The organism is Mycobacterium palustre (genome assembly GCF_002101785.1).
Lineage (GTDB): Bacteria > Actinomycetota > Actinomycetes > Mycobacteriales > Mycobacteriaceae > Mycobacterium > Mycobacterium palustre.
In genome coordinates this window covers 1-16,405 of sequence record NZ_LQPJ01000084.1, presented here as the reverse complement: position 1 = coordinate 16,405, position 16,405 = coordinate 1, and the positions used below count along the sequence as shown (strand labels likewise).

The following is a 16,405-nucleotide window of genomic DNA, read 5'->3' as shown; positions in this document are numbered from 1 at the left end:
TCAAGATCCTTCGTTTAGTCCCTCCAGCGCTGGAAGCACCATCAGCCGATCCAGAAATGTACGCTGGCCGGCCAGCAGCTTGGCGCGCGCCCGGGCCACCGGGAACCAGCCGACGCGGTCGACCTCGGGGAATTCCCGCATCCGGCCGGAGCCCCTAGGCCATTCCATTTCGAAGGTGTTGCTGCGTGTGTCGGTGACGTCGAGGTCGGCCCCCACCGCAAAAGCGGTGACGACCTTGCCGCCCGGCTGCCGCACCGCGCCGAGGTCGGCGCGCGGCCCGGCGGGCACCGGCAGCCCGAGTTCCTCGTGAAATTCCCGCTGCGCCACGGCCCAGGGGTCCTCGCCGTCGGCGTACTCCCCCTTGGGCAGCGACCACGCCCCGTCGTCCTTGCGGGCCCAAAACGGGCCACCGGGATGCGCGATCAGCACCTCGACCACGCCGGCACGCGCCCGGTACAGCAGCACACCCGCACTGAGCTTGGGCATCCGCGCTCAGACCCCGACGGCGGCTTCCAGGTCCTTGAGCGAGGACTCCAGGTGCGCGAGCAGGCGCTGCAGGTGCGGCACGCTGCGGCGGCATCCGACGAGGCCGAAATCGATGTTTCCGGCGTTGCTGACCAGGGTGATGTTCAGGGCCTGCCCGTCCATCGCGATCGACAGCGGGTAGTTGCCGTCGAGGCGCGCTCCCCCATAATACAGTTGCTCGTGGGGCCCGGGCACGTTGGAGATGACGAGGTTGAACGGCGGCGACGTCGACGTCACCCAGCCCGGGACCGCCGCCAGCGCAAGCGAACCCATGTTCATCGCCGAGAGCGCCAGCGCCTGCACCCGCGGCAATTGGGAGAACACCGTCTTGTTCTTTTGCATCGACTCGCTGACGGTCTGCAACCGCGCCGCGGGGTCGTCGGTGTCGGTGGCCAGGTTGCACAGGATGGCCCCGACGAGGTTGCCGCCGGCGTCGGCCTCGTCCTCTTTGCGCAGGCTCACGGGAACCATCGCCACCAGCGGCGCGTCCGGCATCGCGCTCTGCTCGAGCAGGTAGTAGCGCAGCGCCCCCGAGCACATCGCCAGGACGACGTCGTTGAGGCTCACCCCCGCGGCCCTCTTGACGTTCCGGATGCGCTCCACCGACCACGACTGCGCCGCGCACCGGCGGGCGCCGCCGATCTTGACGTTGAGCATGGTGCGTGGCGCCCCGAACGGCAACGTCAGTTGCTGCTCGAGCAGCGCCGCACGGGCCAGTGACACCGCCGACGGGCCAAGTGCGGCAACGGATCCCGCCGCCTTCAGCAGCGCGCCCATGCGGGAGGTGGGGCTGGGCGTGCGCCTGCGCCTGGGCAGGCTCCACATCGCGCGGATTTCGTTGTCGCTCGGATCGTTCGACAATGCGCGCTGCATCAACTTCATCGCCGAAACGCCGTCGATCAGCGCGTGATGCATTTTGCTGTAGATTGCGAACCGACCGTCCTTCAGCCCCTCGACCACGTACAGCTCCCACAGCGGGCGGTGGCGATCGAGCAGGCCGGTGTGCAAGCGGGAGGTCAGCTCCAGCAGTTCGCGAACCCGGCCCGGTGACGCCAGGGCCGAGCGCCGAACGTGGTAGTCCACGTCGACCTCGTCGTCATAAGCCCAAGCCAACGGCGCGATCCCGCCCATCGTCATCGCCGGGTGCTTGCGGAACGTCGGCTGAAATTCGTCGTCGGCGACCAGCGCGTCGGTGAACTCCCGGACGAACTCGGGACCGGCCCCGTCGGGCGGCTCGTACAACTGCAAGCCGCCCACATGCATGGGATGCTCACGCGATTCGCCTAGCAAGAACACGGCATCGGTGGGGGCGATCAGGTCCATCCACCAATTAGACTCCCGCCGGGGGTGGGCCGCTAGCAACCGATCTTTCGGAGGCGAGCGCACCGCGCTCGGGCGCCGCGTGCACCCTGGCGTATTCCTCGGTGGCATCGGTTTTCATGCACCTTCCGTACCCGTTATGCGGGCGGGCAATCAGGCGAGCGCGGGCAGGACCTTGTCGGTCAGCAGCTGAACCGACTTCCAGGCCTCGTCGACGGGCATGCCGCCGACGAGCGGGTGCATGACGAGGGGCCCGTATTCGCCGGCCTCGGTGACTTCGGCGATGAGCTGCTCGGGGGTCAGGAACCGGTATCGCCCCGACGCCCGCACCTCGTCGAGGGTCCGCACGCCGGGCAGGTGCATGAACGATCGGTGGTCGGTCGACCATTGGCCGTAAGTGACTGCCTCCCAAAGGATGTGGTGTCCCAGTTCGGCCCATGCGCGGTCCGGGTCCTCGTGCAGATAGATCATCCCCCGATTGACCGGCCCGGGCATCAGGACGAACGGCTTGGTGCCGGCGGCGGCGCACAGGTGTCGGTAGTAGGCGGCGATGTCGGGCAGGTGATCGGCCAGGCTGAGCGGTAACCCGAAACGCGCCGCGCGCCGCGCGGTGGCGCGCGAGCCACCGCCGATGTACAGCGGCGGGTGCGGCCGGGTCCACGTCCCCGTGCAGACTCCCGCGTCCGAATCGGCGCCGCCCCAGACCGACAGGATCCGCTCGACCAGCCCGTCCATCAGCTCGCCGCGGCGGCCGAAATCGACTCCCAACGAGTCGTATTCGATGGTGCGATAGCCCAGGCCGACCGTGGTGTGCAGGCGGCCGCGGCTCATGTTGTCGACCAGCGCGATGTCTTCGGCGAGCCGGACGGGGTTCCACAGCGGGCCTAGCGCACAGTCCACGCTGGCGATCAGCGTCGTGGTGCGGGCCAAGAACATCGCGGCGGCCATGATCGGGTTGCAGCTCCACCCGTGCCCGGTCGCATGGTGCTCGTCGACGCTCACCGAGGTGAATCCATGCGACTCACCCCACTGCGCGAGTTCGAGTGCGGCGCTGAGCAGTTCGCTCTGCCTGCGTGGATCACCCTGCGGCGAAGCGAAATTGAACCGCAGCACCGTCAGCAGCATGTCATGCCTCCGGCGCCGAGGAGGACCGCAGGAACGCTGGAAAGTCCGGGAACAGCGCGCGGTCGACGATCTCGATGCGGGTGCCGAATTCGTCGACGTAGTAGGCGAACAACGCCAGACCCGGTGGTGACACGTCGGCGGTGGCCTCGAAAGCAAAGCCGTTGTATTCCAGCGTTCGTGCGGCCTCGGCGAGGTCGTCGGTGAAGTAGCCGAGGTGATGGACGGCATTGCCGGGCGCCGCGGCCCAGGGGCCCCCGGGCACCTCCTGGATCAGCTCGACGTGCGGGGCCTGCAGGGAGTAGACGAATGTCGAGGTGAGCTCGCGGGTCCCGGTGGCGGTGCGAAACGGCAGCGTGTAGGTCAGCGGGTTGATCCACCGGTAGCCGGCCAGCGCGCTCAGGCGGGCCATGGCCGCATCGAGGTCGGGCACCACGATGCCGGTGTGGTAGAAGTCCTCGGGGCGCAGCGCCAATGTCATCGGTGCCTCATCTCAGACGCAATCCGACGCGCCGTCGACGACGAACAGCGCGCCGGTGGTGTAGCTACTTTGCTCGGTGCACAAAAAGGCCACCGTCGGGGCGATCTCGCCGGCGGACCCCAACCGGCGCAACGGAATGTGGGCCAGCTCGGAATTTACGAGCTCGGGAGCCGCGTGCATGGGCGCGGTCATCGGGGTGTCGATCGTCCCGGGCGCCACCGCGTTGACCCGGATGCCTTTGGGCGCCCACTTGACGGCGAGGTTGCGGGTGATGCAGATGACGCCGGCCTTGGCCGCCCCGTAACCGGGCACGAGGGGGACGGCACGCAGCGCCGACATCGACGCCAGGTTGACCACGCTGGCGCCGCCGGTCGCGGTCGACGACCTCAGCGCGCGGTAGAGCCCGATCGTGAGCCGGTACGGGCCGGTCAGGTTGACCGCGACCGACGCGTCGAACCCGTCGGGCTTCGATTCGTCAAGGCCGCCAGGGAAATTCGCGCCCGCGTTGTTGACCAACACGTCGAGGCGGGTGAACGACTGCGCCAACGCGTCCACCGAGTTGTGGTCGGTGATTTGGAGTTGGCGGTAGGCCATGCCGGACAGGTCGATGTCGTAGTCGGTCGCGGCGGGTCTGGTTCCGGTGATCGTGACCTCGGCCCCGGCTTCGCGGAACAACGTGGCGGTGGCGTGGCCGATCCCGCTGGTGGCGCCGGTGATCAGCGCCGTCGTTCCGGTGAAATCGAAGCCGACTCGAGCAGTCAAGAGTTCCTCGCTAGTTGGTGTGTCAGCCAGGCGCTTTCCCAGAAGTTGGCGCTGCCCGCCAGCAGGCTTTCGTGGGCCCTCCGCAGCACGTCCCGCGCCCCCCGCGTGGTCGGCGGGCAGCAACTCGGCGAGGTGGATGGCGTGCACCGGCCGCCCGGCGTCCAGGTGGTCGCGCGCCCGCTCCACCAGTGCGGTGGCCCCGGCCAGCTCGACGACGTCGGCGGCGACGGCGTCGAACCCGATCGGGTAGAGCTCGGTGGTCGACCGGTGGTGGAACCAGCCCGAGTAGTTCTCCCAGATGGCCCGCACGTCCCAGTCGACCTTGCCATAGCCCTGGCCCACTTCGTATTCGGGTGGCAGCGTGATCTCGCGCATCAGCGCCCGGACGTCCTTGCCGGCGTTCATGCCGGCCACCGTTTGGTCGTGGATGTACTGGATGGCGTCGCGCAGCCGGGTCAGTTCCGCCTCGATGCGCTCGGCGCCGGCGATCGGCTCGAAGTGGCCGGTCACTAACAGCTCGGGCCGCAGATCGCGCACCCGCTCCACCGACGCGATGGCGGTCAGCGCGTCGCGGTACCGGTCGCCGCGGATGGTGACCAGGTTGGGGATGTGCCCGAACACCGGCCCGAAAGTGTTCCCGCACAAACATATTCGCTCGTCGGGGAGCCACACCACCAGCGAGTCGGTGGTTTCCCCGCCGGGCACCGAGATGAGTTCCATGCGCCGGCCGCCGACCTCCAGTGTCAGGGTGTCCTCGAAGTCCAGGTCCACGACGGGGACGCTCTGGCCCGGCAGGCGGGTGGTGCCGAGGCGCCGCTGGATGGCCTGGATGCCGCCCGCCAGGGTGTCCTTGAAGGCGAAGGCGCTGCGGCTGGCGCGGTACGGGATGAGGCGCTCATTGTCGTCGCGCCAGGAGGTCCAATTCGCTTGCGCCACAACGGTAGTGTCTGGATCGCGCACGCTGTCCAGTCCGCCGACGTGATCGACGTGCCCCTGGGTGAGGATGATGTAGCGCACCGGGGATGGGTCGACGGCATCGAAGTTGGCGCGGTGCACCGGCCCCTCGAAACCCATGCCGGTGTTGACGATCACCCGGCCGTCGCGAGTGGTCAGCAGGTAGGAGTTCGACAGTCCGGGCGAACACCACAGTCCGGGCGCCACCTCCTCGGCTCGTTCGGCGCAGGCGGGGCCCATCGCGTCGGCGCCGGGGCGGCTGCGGTAGATCGGCTCGAAGTCTTTGCTGCCCATGGATTGCCCCCTCATTCCGGGCGGACGTCGAACCGCTCGAAGTAGAAGCCGAATCGCCCGCGCAGCTCGTCGGCGGTGATGCCGAAGTGCCGCCGCAGGTCGTAGCGGATGCGGCCGTGTTTGCCGCGCGGGTTGCCGTCCAGGTAACGCCGAAAGCAGGCCCGCACCTGCGGAGTGAGTTCCACCTCGCCACGCTCGTAAAGCCGTTCCAGCAGCGGTATTTCGTTGCCGTTGAGGTCATGGAAGCCGATGTCGATGCTGCGCTCGGCGGGCACCAGGTCGCGGTCGCGCACGCACGCGCTGAGCAGCCGGTGCACGCGGTCGCTCCAATAGTCCAGCAGCCAGTCCGGGTCGATGCTGGTGCGGCGCAACCGATCCGAGTACGCCATCATCGTGACCGCCGACTGCACCACCGCGACCGGGTCGCGGTGGGTGAACGCCACCGTCGCGTCGGGGAACGTCGCCATCAGCGGGCCGAGCTGCTCGCAGTGCTGCGGGCTCTTCAGGATCCAGGTCCGCGGGCCGCGCAGGAACGTCAGCGCCTGCAGCACCTTCTTCATGTAGGCGTAGTGGCGGGTCTGGTCGAGCCCCAGGTAGTAGTCGCGCCAATCCGGCACCCGCGCATGCCATTCCAGGACGTAGCCCGCCAGGTCGAGGTCGAGGAGTTCGACCTCCTCCTCGATCGCCTCGGGGAATCGGTCGTGCATGGCGGCCACCACCGGGGCGCTGGCCATCAGCGCATCGTGTTCGGCCTTGGCCCGCGCGTAGCGGGGGTCGATCCCGCACACGCCGGGGCCCTCACCGCGCGCCGGTATCGGCTCCTGGCTCTCCCAGTAGGGCAGGGCGCGCCGGCGGGGGTCGGCGGCGAGGAGATTCACCAGGTGCGTGGTGCCCGAGCGCGGCATCCCGACGACGATCAAGGGCTTCTCGATCGCGATGGACTCGATCTCGGGGTACCGCTTGAGGAGGTCGGTCAGCGACAGCCGGTTGCGCAGCAGGCGAACCACGCGCTGCCGCAGCGACGAGCGGGCGAGCTGGGTGAGGCCGTCGTCGGCTTCGATCGCGGCGACGTGCGCGCTCAGCCGATCGCCGAAGCCGTCGGTGTCGTCGAGGTCCGCGCCGACGCCTGCCCGCTCGATCGCCTCGGCCAGCATCGCGTCGATGTCGAAGTCGACGCGCCGGGCCTCGGTGAATTCCAGGATTTGGCGCTGGACCTCGGTCAGCCGGGGCGACGTCAGGTCGTCGAAGTCGATGTCGTCGACGTCGCCGACCGCAGCGCCCACGCGATCGCCTCCTCGACTATGTCGGATATTCGACGTAGTGTTCGAAATATGACCGAGACGCTAGACCCGGTCGGGATCGGTCGTCAACCCACGTCACCGCCGACGGAACGGGTGGTCGCGATCATGCGGCTGCTGGGCTCCCAGCCGACGCGGGCGTTCACCCTGGCGGAGATCACCCGCGAGCTCGGCATCAGCCGGGCCACCGGCCACGCGATCCTGACGACGCTGGTCGCGCACCGCTGGGCCGTGCGCAACGCCGCGTCGGCCACCTACTGCTGGGGACCGGGCATCGCCTCCTTGGCCAAGCCCGCCAGCGACCGGATCTTTCACGGAATCCTGCAGGAACTCGCCGAATCGACCGGGACTCACGTATTCCTGGCGCGCCGCGACGCCAACACCCTGGTGGTGGTCGACGCCGCCGGCGAGTCCGCGTCCGGCATGCGAATCGACCGCGGGCTGCGCATGCCGCTGGTGGCACCGTTTGGCCGCGACTACGTCGCCTGGAGCACCGCGGGCGCCCAGCGGGCCTGGCTGGAGGGCATCGGTAGACCGTCCCTTGCGCTGCAGCGGCGAATCACCGCGGTGCTCAACGAGATTCGCGAACGCGGATACACCGTCGAGCGGCTCAGCCGCGAATACCTGCGGGTGTACACCGCGCTGCGCGCGCTCGGCGGGGACTCCGAACCCGACGCCATCACCGCCCGGCTTGCCCGCGCGTTCGCGGACCTGACGGTGATCGACGTGCTGCACGACGAGCTCACGGGCACCGCCACGCACAGCGTGGCCACCATCTCCGCCCCGATCCTCGACGACGACGGGGTCGTCGCGATGTCGATCAGCGCCGCGCCGTTCGCCGAGCTGGCGGCGACCGGGGTGGAGAAGCTCGGGGGCCAGGTGCGGGCGGCCGCCCGGCGCATCCGGGATCAGCTGGCCGGCGCTACAAGTTAGCCAGGTCGTCGGGGACGTCGACCTTGTGTTCGCGCAGCGTCTCGAGGGGAACGACCTCCAGGGTGCGCTCGTGGGTGGATGCCAGCACCACCGGCGCGGCGCAGCCGTCGTCGTGCGCCCGAAGCCAGTTGAGCGCGGTGACGCACCAGCGGTCGCCGGCCAGCAGCCCCGGAAAGCGATACTCGGGGACCGGCGTCAGCAGGTCGTTGCCGATGGAGCGCTGGTGCTCGAGAAACTCCGTGGTCATGACCGCACAGATCGTGTGGCGGCCCACGTCCTCGGGCCCGGTCGAGCAGCAACCGTCACGGTAGAAGCCGGTCAGTGGGTCGGTGCCGCAGGGCTCCAAGGGGCCGCCCAGCACGTTGCGCTCAGCCACCCGTTCAGTATCGCGCTCCCGAGCACGAACTTTGAAGGCTCTTTTGCCGTCGAGTGGTCTGACCCCTCGAACAGACCTACCGACGACCCCTGGATACTAGCAATAGGCAATTGTTTACGTGTGTTATCTTCGGCACATCCCGTCTGGGTTGTCCGGTATCCAATCGACCGGCTGCGCGGTACCTTCTGCGTGTGAAGCTCACCGGTGCTTTCCTGGCGGAAGCCGCCGCGACGGTGGACCAAAAGCTCAACGTGCAGGGCGGCGTGCTTTCCAAGTACACGGTCGGGCCGGACCGGTTCGCCCGGTTCGTGCTCGTGGTGCTGACGCGGCCCGACGACGACGGCGGCGGCGACCGCCGGGTCGACGTCGAGATCAGGCCGCCCACCCCTGACGCGCCGGTGCACAAGTGGTTCGAGGCACCGGAGGCCGCCGTCGGCGAGTTCCCCGGATTCGCCTTCTTCGAGATCGACGCGAGGCTGCCTTCGGACGGCCGGTGGGCGGTCGACGTGAGCTGCGCCGGCACCGCGATCTCGCTGCCCCTGGTCGTCAGCAGCTGGAAACCATCGACATTCGGCATCTAACCCGTGTGATTCCTTGTGGCCCAAATACTTTGACGAACCACGCGGGCGCGTGCGACGGGAAGCCTGACCAAACCCACTTGGTCACAACAAGATAACAATTGCTTAGCGCGCGACACGCAGTCGCGACGCGCTGCGCAAATGCCGGGGACAGGGCCATGCGAAATTTATCGTCAATTCGTGCACCGTCGAACGGCTCTGAAGCTTCCCTTGCTGCTGGCGGCGGGCACGGCAGCCTTGGCCCACACACCGCGCGCATCCGCGGACCCGCCACCGCGCTCCTCCGGGGAGTTGACCCGGTGGTCCGCCGACCGTGCCAACCGTTGGTATCAGGCGCAGGGCTGGCTCGTCGGCGCCAATTACATTCCGGCAACCGCGATCAACCAGCTCGAGATGTTTCAGCCGGCGACGTTCGACCTGCGCCGCATCAACACCGAACTGGGCTGGGCGAGGTCGTACGGCTTCAACAGCGTGCGCGTCTTCCTGCATGACCAGCTGTGGGCGCAGGACGCGCGCGGATTTCACAACCGCCTGGCCCAATTCGTCAGCGTCACAGCGAGTCATGGCATCCGGCCGTTGTTCGTCTTCTTCGACTCCTGTTGGGATCCCCTGCCCAGGCTCGGCCCGCAGCGGGCGCCGCGGCCCGGCGTGCACAACTCGGGCTGGGTGCAGAGCCCCGGCGCCGAACGCCTCGGCGACCCGGGCTACACCCGCGTCCTGCACGACTACGTGACGAGCGTGTTGACCCAATTCCGCAATGACAACCGGGTTTTGGGGTGGGACCTGTGGAACGAACCCGACAACCCGGCCCGGGTGTACGCCAAGGTGGAGCGCAGGGACAAGCTGGAGCGGGTCGCCGAGCTGCTCCCGCAGGTGTTCCGCTGGGCCCGCGCGGTCGATCCCAGTCAACCGCTGACGAGCGGCGTGTGGCGCGGCCTCGACCAGGGGGAGCAAGGGGGCCGCACCCCGATCAGCGACATCCAGCTCAACAACTCCGACGTAATCACCTTCCACTCTTATGCCGAGCCGGCGGGCTTCGAGTCGCGGATCGCCGAGCTGGCGCCGCTGGGCCGGCCGATCATCTGCACCGAGTACATGGCCCGGCCGCAGGGCAGCACCATCGAGAGCATCCTGCCCGTGGCCAAGCGCCGCAACGTCGGCGCGTTCAACTGGGGCCTGGTCGCGGGCAAGACCCAGACCTACTTCCCCTGGGACTCCTGGGATCACCCCTACGCCGCGCCGCCCAAGTTGTGGTTTCACGACCTGCTGCAACCCGACGGGCGGCCCTTTCGGGACAGCGAATTGCAGGCGGCCCGCAGCCTGGCCGGCAGCCAGCCCACCTGACGAGCCCTGAGCTGCCGGCTCACGGCTGGGAAAGATTGGCGGTGGCGGAGGGATTTGAACCCTCGGACGGTGTTAGCCGTCACACGCTTTCGAGGCGTGCTCCTTAGGCCGCTCGGACACGCCACCGCCAGGCAGCTTACCGAACACCCCGCCGCTCACCCCAATCGCTGGCGGGCGAAGAACGCCTCCAGCGGCGCGGCGCACTCGGCGGCGAGCACGCCGCCGCGCACCTGCGGGCGGTGGTTGAGCCGCCGGTCGCGCACCACGTCCCACAAGGACCCGACCGCGCCCGTCTTGGGTTCCCACGCGCCGAACACCAGCCGCGCCACCCGGGCCAGCACCAGCGCCCCGGCGCACATGGTGCAGGGTTCCACGGTCACCGCCAGCGTGGCGCCCTCCAGCCGCCACCCGTCGCCGAGCACGCCGGCCGCCGCCCGCAGCGCCAGGATCTCGGCGTGCGCGGTCGGGTCACCCAGTGCCTCCCGGGCGTTCACGGCGCGGGCCAGCTCGGTGCCGTCGGCGCCGACGACGACCGCGCCGATCGGCACGTCGCGCGGGCCCGCCGTCGCGGCGACCGACAGCGCGGCGCGGATCAGGTCTTCGTCGGCGCTCACCGACCGAGCGCGATCACCGACCGAGCCGGTCGAGCACCGCCGCCAGCTCGTCGGCGAAGCCCATCTCCCGCGCGATGCGGCCCAGCTGCTCGTCGGCGTACAGGTCGGTCTCGTCGAGGATGACGCCGAGCACCGCCTCGGGCAGCCCGATGTCGGACAGCACGCCCAGGTCGCCCTCGTCGAAGGGCTCGGCGTCCTCGAGGTCCTCGGGGTCGATCTCGGCGTCCAGGCTGTCCAGCACTTCGGCCGCGATGTCGTAGTCGAGCGCGGCGGTGGCGTCCGACAGCAACAGCCGGGTCCGGGCGGGCGCGGGGCGCACGATGACGAAGAATTCGTCGTCGATGTCGAGAAGGCCGAAGACGGCGCCGGCGCTGCGCAGTTCGCGCAGCTCCGTCTCGGCGGCCTTGAGGCTCGTCAGCGCCTTCGGGGACATCGGACTGCAGCGCCATCGGCCCTCTTCGCGCACGACCGCGACGCCGAAGCCGTCCGGTGTGTCCGCGGAGGGGCCCTGAGCAGACGCCCGTTGTGCTCCCATGGCCGCTTACGCTAGTCGCTGACCAGGTTCTCTGGCCAGATGAAGACGCGGGAACGCCCGGGCGCAGACGCCACCTGAAAGCATCCCCGCGCGCGGTTTGTGCCAACCTTGGATTGTGGCTCGCCCCGTTTCGAAGACACCCGTGTGCGTGCTCGGGCTGGGCCTGATCGGCGGCTCGATCATGCGGGCCGCCAAGGCCGCCGGCCGCGAGGTGTTCGGCTACAACCGGTCGGTGGAGGGCGCCCACGCCGCCGTGGCCGACGGCTTCGACGCCAGCACGGACCTCACCGACACCCTGACCCGGGCCGCGGACTCCGACGCGCTGATCGTGCTGGCCGTGCCCATGCCGGCGTTGCCGGGACTGCTGGCCCACGTCCGCGACGTGGCCCCGAACTGCCCGTTGACCGACGTCACCAGCGTCAAGACGGCGGTGCTGCGCGAAATCGACGCGGCGGGGCTGCTGCACCGCTTCGTGGGCGGTCACCCGATGGCGGGCACCGCGGATTCGGGCTGGGCCGCGGGCTACGCCGGCCTGTTCACCCGGGCTCCCTGGGTGGTCAGCGTCGACGACCACGTGGACCCCGAGGTGTGGACGTTGGTGATGACGCTGGCGCTGGACTGCGGCGCGCTGGTGGTACCGGCCAAGTCCGACGAGCACGACGCCGCGGCGGCCGCCATCTCGCACCTGCCGCACCTGCTCGCCGAGGCGCTGGCCGTCGCCGCCGGGGAAGTGCCGCTGGCCTTCGCGCTGGCCGCGGGGTCGTTCCGCGACGGGACCCGGGTCGCCGGCACCGCCCCGGACCTGGTGCGGGCGATGTGCGAGGGCAACTGCACCCAGCTGCTGCCGGCGGTCGACCGGGTCATCGAGCTGCTGAGCCGCGCCCGCGACTCGCTGGCCTCGCACAATTCGCTGGCCGAGCTCGTCGACGCCGGCCACGCCGCGCGCACGCGCTACGACAGCTTCCCGCGCTCCGACATCTTCACCGTCGTCATCGGCGCGGAGAACTGGCGCGAGGAGCTGGCCGCCGCCGGCCGGGCCGGCGGGGTGATCAGATCCGCTCTGCCAAGCCTGGATAGTCGACGATGAACCCGTCCCGGTCGACGCGGACCGTGGTGTCGGCCACCGGGGAGCGCAGCTTGATCCCGTCGAGGCGGCCCTCGCTGGCGTAGCTCACCGTCGCGGCGTTCACCGACATGTCGGGCACGTTCACGTAGACCATCGGCAGGGCGACGGTGTCCGCCCGTTCGTGCAGCCCGAGGCGCCGGATGGGCAAGGCGTTGAAGAACGGGCTGAACACCACGTCGACGTCGAGCGCGCCGTCGTACGCCGCGCGCCGCTCGCCCTGGTGGTCGGTGAGCAACCACATGTTTTCCTCGTCGCGGGCGATGGAGAGCACTCGCTCCCGCTCGGCCAGGGTGACGGTCAACCCGAGGCGCTTGGTGGCGCCCGTCTCGTCGGTCTGCAGGTCGTAGTAGGCACCGAACGCCGGATTGTTCGGGGTGGCCGCCGCCACGATGCGGCCATTGGCCTTGATTCGCTTGCCCGACAACTGAACTCGTACCGACTCCATCCGGGAGCTGTCTTGTGCGCGCCAGGTCAACATCGCCGCCCAGACGCGCGGAGTCTGGTCAGAGGAGACTGCGTTCACCCCTCTACCGTAGGACGTGTCCCGCGGGTGCGACGGGTTTGGGGGCAACTGCGGCGGGCGTCACGTCGTAGCGGCGACCGACGCCGCGGAACCGCCCGGTGCCGGGCGCCGACGCCCACACCGCGCCCGCCAGCAGGCCGTCGAGGATCAGCGCCAGCGCGGCCACCATCAGCGCGCCGACGAGCGCGAGCTGGAACTGGCGCTCCTTGATCCCGTCGATCAGGTAACGGCCCAGCCCGCCCAGGCTGGCGTAGGCGGCGACCGTGGCGGTGGCGACGACCTGCAGCGTCGCGTTGCGCAGCCCGCCCAGGATCAGCGGCAGGGCGTTGGGGATCTCGACGCGCAGCAGAACCTGGGCCTCGGTCATGCCCACCGCGCGGGCGGCGTCGACCACCGTCGGGTCGACGTTGGCGATGCCCGCGTAGGTGCCGGCCAGCAGCGCCGGCACGCCCAGCAACATCAGGGCGACCAGCGGCGGCCCGATGCCGAGCCCGAACAGCAGCACGCCGAGCAGCAACACGCCCAGCGTCGGCAGCGCGCGCAGCCCGTTGACCGCGCCGACCACCAGCAGGGTGCCGCGGCCGGTGTGCCCGATGACCAGCCCGACCGGCACCGCGATCAGCGCCGACGCGGCCACCGCGACGGCGGTGTACTCGAGGTGCTCTAACGTGCGCGCAGCCAGCCCGACCGGGCCGGTCCAGTTGTGGGCGGTGAGCAGGTAGGTCAGCGCCTGGTGCACGAAGTTCATCGCGCGCCGCCCACCACGGGGGCCAGCACCGGCCGGCGCCGGGGGCCGCGCGCGGCGCGCTCCCACGGTGTGGCGAGCCGGCCGGCCAGCACGATGACCACGTCGATGGCGATCGCCAGCACGAACAGGGCGATGATGCCGCCGACGATCTGGTCGCTCTTGTCGGTCTGGTAGCCCTCGGTGAACCAGGTGCCCAAACCGCCGATGCCGATCACCGAGCCGACCGAGACCATCGCGATGTTGGTCACCACGACCACGCGCAACCCGGCCACCAGGACCGGGATCGACAGCGGGAGCTCGACTTTGAGCATCCGCTTGATCGTGGGGTAGCCGACCGCGATGGCGGCGTCGCTGACCTCAGCGGGCACCGCGTCGAGGGCCTCGAGCACCGCGCGCACCAGCAGCGCGGCGGTGTAGGCGGTCAGGGCCACCATGACGTTGGCCTCGTCGAGGATCCGGGTTCCGATGATCGTCGGCAAGACGACGAACAGCGCCAGCGACGGGATGGTGAACACAACGGCGGCGGTCGCCGTCGTGAGCCGCCGGGCGGTCGGCGCGCGCTGCACCAGGACCCCCAGCGGCACCGCGATCGCCAAGCCGACGAGCACCGGCACAAGCGCCAGGCGCAGATGCACCACCGTGAGCGCCCAGGCGTCGTCGAGGTGGGTGAGCAGGTAATGCATCTCTTACGTACCTCGCCGCCGGGCTTCCACCGCGGCCAGCACGTCGGCGGCCAGCACGCCGCCGATCACCTTGCCGCCGTCGTCGACCGCGATCCCCACCCCCGACGGCGACGACAGCGCCGCGTCGAGCGCCAGGCTGAGGTTGCCGTTGGGGCGAAATAGCGAGCCGGCGGCGGTCATGCTGTCGTTTAGCGACGCGCCGGCGCGGTGCCGGTGCAGGCCCTCGGCGTCCATCCAGCCCAGCGGCGCGCCCGCGTCATCGACGACGAGCGCCCAGCCGTCGGGCAGCCCCGTTTCAGACAGGCGGTCGGCCGCGACGCGGTCGATGTCGCGCAGCGGCAGGCCGGCCGCATCCATCAGTTGCAGCCACCGGTACCCGCGGCCCAGCCCGATGAACCTGGCCACGAACTCGTTGGCCGGGCGCGACAGCAGGCGCGCGGGTTCGTCGTACTGCTGCAGACGACCGTCCTTGAACACCGCGACCCGCTCGCCGAGCCGCAGCGCCTCGTCGATGTCGTGGGTGACGAAGACGACGGTCTTGTGCAATTCGCTTTGCAGACGCAGTATTTCGTTCTGCAGCTGATGGCGCACCACCGGGTCGACGGCCGAGAACGGCTCGTCCATCAGCAGGATGGGCGGATCGGCGGCCAGCGCGCGGGCCACGCCGACGCGTTGTTGTTCTCCGCCGGAGAGCTGAGCGGGATAGCGGTTGGCGAGCTTGCGGTCCAGCCCGACGCGATCGAGCACCTCATAGGCGGCCTTGCGGGCGGCCCGGCGGGACTGCCCTTTCAGCACGGGTACCGTTGCGACATTGTCGATCACGCGTTGATGGGGCATCAGCCCGGCGTTCTGGATGACGTAGCCGATGCCGAGTCGCAACCGCACCGGGTTGACGCCCGCGACGTCCTTCCCGTCGACCGTGATGGCGCCGGAGGTCGGCTCGACCATCCGGTTGATCATGCGCAGCGCGGTGGTTTTGCCGCTGCCCGACGACCCGACGAAGACGGTCAGCTTGCCGGTGGGCACGACCAGGCTCAACCGGTCGATGGCCGTGGTGCCGTCGGCGAACACCTTGCTCACGCTGTCGAAGACAATCAAAAGTGATCACCCGATCGGATGGTTGAAGCCGTTGTCGCGCACCCAGTTTCGCGCCGCCTGGTCTGGATCGATGCCGGAGTTGCCCGACACGGCGGCGTTGAGCGCGGCCAGCCCGGCGGTGCTCAGCTTCGCCGAGACCGCGTCCAGCACGTCCTTGAGCCGATCCGACTTCTTCTGCGAATTCACCAGCGGCACAATGTTGCCGGCCAAAAAGTTGTGTTCGGGGTCGTCGAGCGCCACCAGGTGGTTCTGCGGGATGGCCGGCGACGTGCTGAAGATGTTGGCGGCCGTCACCCGTCCCTCCACCAGCGCGCGCACGGTCACCGCGCCGCCGCCGTCGTTGATGGCGACGAAGTTGCCGGGGGCGATGTTGAGCCCGTATTTCTGCCGCAGCCCCGGCAGCCCCGACGGGCGTGTCTCGAACGCCGAGGGCGCCCCGAACCGCACGTCGGGCGAGTGCGCCGCGAGGTCGCCGATGGTTTTCAGGTCCCACGCGCCGGCTGTGCGGCCGGTGACGGTGACCGTGTCGGTGTCCGACGCCGGCGACGGCGTCAGGATCGACAGGTCGCCGGGCAGCTTCTTATACAGCTCCAGCTCGACGTCGTCGAGGATGGTCGCGGTGGAGTTGGGTGCGAAGTACAGCAGCAGGTTGCCGATGTATTCGGGCACCAGATCGACGGAATGATCTTTCAGCGCGGGGATATACGTCTCCCTGCTGCCGATGCCCATCCGCCGCCCGGTTTCAAATCCGTTGGCCTGCAAGGCTTGTGCGTAGATTTCGGCGACAATTTCCGATTCCGGAAAGTCTCCGGAGCCCACTACGATCGATTTTGGGCTGCGGGTCTCCGCGTCCAGCGGGTCGGCGTTGCTGCAGGCCGCGATCAGACACACCGTCGCCAGCGACACCGCGGAGTGGAAGGTCGCGCGATGCACGCGCGGCAGCATCCTCATAACGCAGACAGTAACGGCAGAACCGCCGGGCCGCCGCCGTCTCCGTCGCAGGTTGCGCGGTCGGTTTTGCCCGGATTTGTTTCAATCCGCCCAAGGTGGGGCAAAAATGACAGTATGAGCGGCCCATCCCCTGCCCCGCC

18 protein-coding genes, 1 tRNA gene and 1 pseudogene are annotated in these 16,405 nt (G+C 69.4%); 4 read left to right on the top strand and 16 right to left on the bottom strand.

What is annotated here, in order from left to right; translation table 11 throughout:
- The 7 genes and pseudogenes from AWC19_RS09005 to AWC19_RS08975 form a co-directional block, all read right to left on the bottom strand.
- On the bottom strand, nucleotides 1-486 hold the full coding sequence (locus tag AWC19_RS09005) for an NUDIX hydrolase (protein ID WP_085077714.1): 486 nt from the start codon (nucleotides 484-486) through the stop codon (nucleotides 1-3).
- A gap of 6 nt (nucleotides 487-492) precedes the next feature.
- A complete protein-coding gene (locus tag AWC19_RS09000) occupies nucleotides 493-1,848 on the bottom strand; it encodes a WS/DGAT/MGAT family O-acyltransferase (RefSeq protein WP_085077713.1) in 1,356 nt (451 codons plus the stop codon).
- A gap of 150 nt (nucleotides 1,849-1,998) precedes the next feature.
- Entirely contained in the window at nucleotides 1,999-2,970 is a 972-nt protein-coding gene (locus tag AWC19_RS08995; RefSeq protein ID WP_085077712.1) for an LLM class flavin-dependent oxidoreductase, read from the bottom strand.
- A gap of 1 nt (nucleotide 2,971) precedes the next feature.
- Nucleotides 2,972-3,448 (bottom strand): VOC family protein, encoded by a 477-nt coding sequence (locus AWC19_RS08990; protein WP_085077711.1) that lies wholly within the window; start codon nucleotides 3,446-3,448, stop codon nucleotides 2,972-2,974.
- A 12-nt stretch (nucleotides 3,449-3,460) separates the two neighbouring features.
- Entirely contained in the window at nucleotides 3,461-4,210 is a 750-nt protein-coding gene (locus AWC19_RS08985) for an SDR family NAD(P)-dependent oxidoreductase (RefSeq protein ID WP_085077710.1), read from the bottom strand.
- A pseudogene (locus AWC19_RS08980) lies at nucleotides 4,207-5,404 on the bottom strand (MBL fold metallo-hydrolase). Before AWC19_RS08980 ends, AWC19_RS08985 begins: the two are co-directional and overlap by 4 nt.
- A gap of 65 nt (nucleotides 5,405-5,469) precedes the next feature.
- Nucleotides 5,470-6,741 carry a sulfotransferase family protein gene (locus AWC19_RS08975; RefSeq protein ID WP_085077709.1) on the bottom strand — a complete coding sequence of 424 codons (1,272 nt, stop codon included), beginning with the start codon at nucleotides 6,739-6,741 and terminating at the stop codon, nucleotides 5,470-5,472.
- Between the two features lie 48 nt (nucleotides 6,742-6,789).
- Here AWC19_RS08975 and AWC19_RS08970 point away from each other — a divergent pair, with 48 nt between their 5' ends.
- Complete coding sequence (locus tag AWC19_RS08970) at nucleotides 6,790-7,689, top strand: IclR family transcriptional regulator (protein WP_085077708.1); 900 nt, start codon at nucleotides 6,790-6,792, stop codon at nucleotides 7,687-7,689.
- On the opposite strand, the gene AWC19_RS08965 is transcribed toward AWC19_RS08970, so the two are convergent.
- Complete coding sequence (locus AWC19_RS08965) at nucleotides 7,679-8,065, bottom strand: DUF2237 family protein (protein ID WP_085077707.1); 387 nt, start codon at nucleotides 8,063-8,065, stop codon at nucleotides 7,679-7,681. The genes AWC19_RS08970 and AWC19_RS08965 overlap by 11 nt on opposite strands.
- Before the next feature lie 191 nt (nucleotides 8,066-8,256).
- Here AWC19_RS08965 and AWC19_RS08960 point away from each other — a divergent pair, with 191 nt between their 5' ends.
- Nucleotides 8,257-8,646: a hypothetical protein gene (locus AWC19_RS08960; RefSeq protein WP_085077706.1), complete on the top strand. Its 390-nt coding sequence runs from the start codon at nucleotides 8,257-8,259 to the stop codon at nucleotides 8,644-8,646.
- Between the two features lie 177 nt (nucleotides 8,647-8,823).
- Nucleotides 8,824-9,987 carry a cellulase family glycosylhydrolase gene (locus AWC19_RS08955; RefSeq protein WP_085077705.1) on the top strand — a complete coding sequence of 388 codons (1,164 nt, stop codon included), beginning with the start codon at nucleotides 8,824-8,826 and terminating at the stop codon, nucleotides 9,985-9,987.
- Nucleotides 9,988-10,023: 36 nt separating this feature from the next.
- Here the strand turns inward: AWC19_RS08955 and AWC19_RS08950 are convergent.
- The 3 genes from AWC19_RS08950 to AWC19_RS08940 all read right to left on the bottom strand — a co-directional run bounded on the left by AWC19_RS08950 (nucleotide 10,024) and on the right by AWC19_RS08940 (nucleotide 11,136).
- Nucleotides 10,024-10,113: transfer RNA gene (locus AWC19_RS08950), tRNA-Ser, on the bottom strand.
- 29 nt (nucleotides 10,114-10,142) lie between these two features.
- Nucleotides 10,143-10,601, bottom strand: a complete 459-nt coding sequence (locus AWC19_RS08945; RefSeq protein WP_085077704.1) for a nucleoside deaminase — start codon at nucleotides 10,599-10,601, stop codon at nucleotides 10,143-10,145.
- 13 nt (nucleotides 10,602-10,614) lie between these two features.
- The gene (locus tag AWC19_RS08940) at nucleotides 10,615-11,136 is read right to left on the bottom strand and encodes a tRNA adenosine deaminase-associated protein (protein WP_085077703.1); all 522 of its coding nucleotides are present in this window, start codon (nucleotides 11,134-11,136) and stop codon (nucleotides 10,615-10,617) included.
- Nucleotides 11,137-11,278: 142 nt separating this feature from the next.
- Here AWC19_RS08940 and AWC19_RS08935 point away from each other — a divergent pair, with 142 nt between their 5' ends.
- Nucleotides 11,279-12,223, top strand: coding sequence for a prephenate dehydrogenase (locus tag AWC19_RS08935; protein WP_085077702.1), 945 nt, complete (start codon nucleotides 11,279-11,281; stop codon nucleotides 12,221-12,223).
- On the opposite strand, the gene AWC19_RS08930 is transcribed toward AWC19_RS08935, so the two are convergent.
- Genes AWC19_RS08930 through AWC19_RS08910 form a run of 5 tightly spaced genes read right to left on the bottom strand, consistent with a single transcriptional unit; the run spans nucleotide 12,186 to nucleotide 16,265 of the window.
- Nucleotides 12,186-12,785 (bottom strand): putative glycolipid-binding domain-containing protein, encoded by a 600-nt coding sequence (locus AWC19_RS08930; RefSeq protein ID WP_085077701.1) that lies wholly within the window; start codon nucleotides 12,783-12,785, stop codon nucleotides 12,186-12,188. The genes AWC19_RS08935 and AWC19_RS08930 overlap by 38 nt on opposite strands.
- A 4-nt stretch (nucleotides 12,786-12,789) precedes the next feature.
- On the bottom strand, nucleotides 12,790-13,533 hold the full coding sequence (locus AWC19_RS08925; RefSeq protein ID WP_085077700.1) for an ABC transporter permease: 744 nt from the start codon (nucleotides 13,531-13,533) through the stop codon (nucleotides 12,790-12,792).
- Complete coding sequence (locus AWC19_RS08920) at nucleotides 13,530-14,216, bottom strand: ABC transporter permease (RefSeq protein WP_085077699.1); 687 nt, start codon at nucleotides 14,214-14,216, stop codon at nucleotides 13,530-13,532. Before AWC19_RS08920 ends, AWC19_RS08925 begins: the two co-directional genes overlap by 4 nt.
- A gap of 3 nt (nucleotides 14,217-14,219) precedes the next feature.
- Nucleotides 14,220-15,314, bottom strand: coding sequence for an ABC transporter ATP-binding protein (locus tag AWC19_RS08915; protein ID WP_085077698.1), 1,095 nt, complete (start codon nucleotides 15,312-15,314; stop codon nucleotides 14,220-14,222).
- Between the two features lie 6 nt (nucleotides 15,315-15,320).
- Complete coding sequence (locus AWC19_RS08910; protein WP_085077697.1) at nucleotides 15,321-16,265, bottom strand: ABC transporter substrate-binding protein; 945 nt, start codon at nucleotides 16,263-16,265, stop codon at nucleotides 15,321-15,323.
- Nucleotides 16,266-16,405 lie beyond the last annotated feature (140 nt).

Bases quoted from the DNA above. Each gene is read 5' to 3' on its own strand.
- AWC19_RS09005 (WP_085077714.1), bottom strand. From the start codon at position 486: ATGCCCAAGCTCAGTGCGGGTGTGCTGCTGTACCGGGCGCGTGCCGGC.
- AWC19_RS09000 (WP_085077713.1), bottom strand. From the start codon at position 1,848: ATGGACCTGATCGCCCCCACCGATGCCGTGTTCTTGCTAGGCGAATCG.
- AWC19_RS08995 (WP_085077712.1), bottom strand. From the start codon at position 2,970: ATGCTGCTGACGGTGCTGCGGTTCAATTTCGCTTCGCCGCAGGGTGAT.
- AWC19_RS08990 (WP_085077711.1), bottom strand. From the start codon at position 3,448: ATGACATTGGCGCTGCGCCCCGAGGACTTCTACCACACCGGCATCGTG.
- AWC19_RS08970 (WP_085077708.1), top strand. From the start codon at position 6,790: ATGACCGAGACGCTAGACCCGGTCGGGATCGGTCGTCAACCCACGTCA.
- AWC19_RS08940 (WP_085077703.1), bottom strand. From the start codon at position 11,136: ATGGGAGCACAACGGGCGTCTGCTCAGGGCCCCTCCGCGGACACACCG.
- AWC19_RS08925 (WP_085077700.1), bottom strand. From the start codon at position 13,533: ATGAACTTCGTGCACCAGGCGCTGACCTACCTGCTCACCGCCCACAAC.
- AWC19_RS08920 (WP_085077699.1), bottom strand. From the start codon at position 14,216: ATGCATTACCTGCTCACCCACCTCGACGACGCCTGGGCGCTCACGGTG.
- AWC19_RS08910 (WP_085077697.1), bottom strand. From the start codon at position 16,265: ATGAGGATGCTGCCGCGCGTGCATCGCGCGACCTTCCACTCCGCGGTG.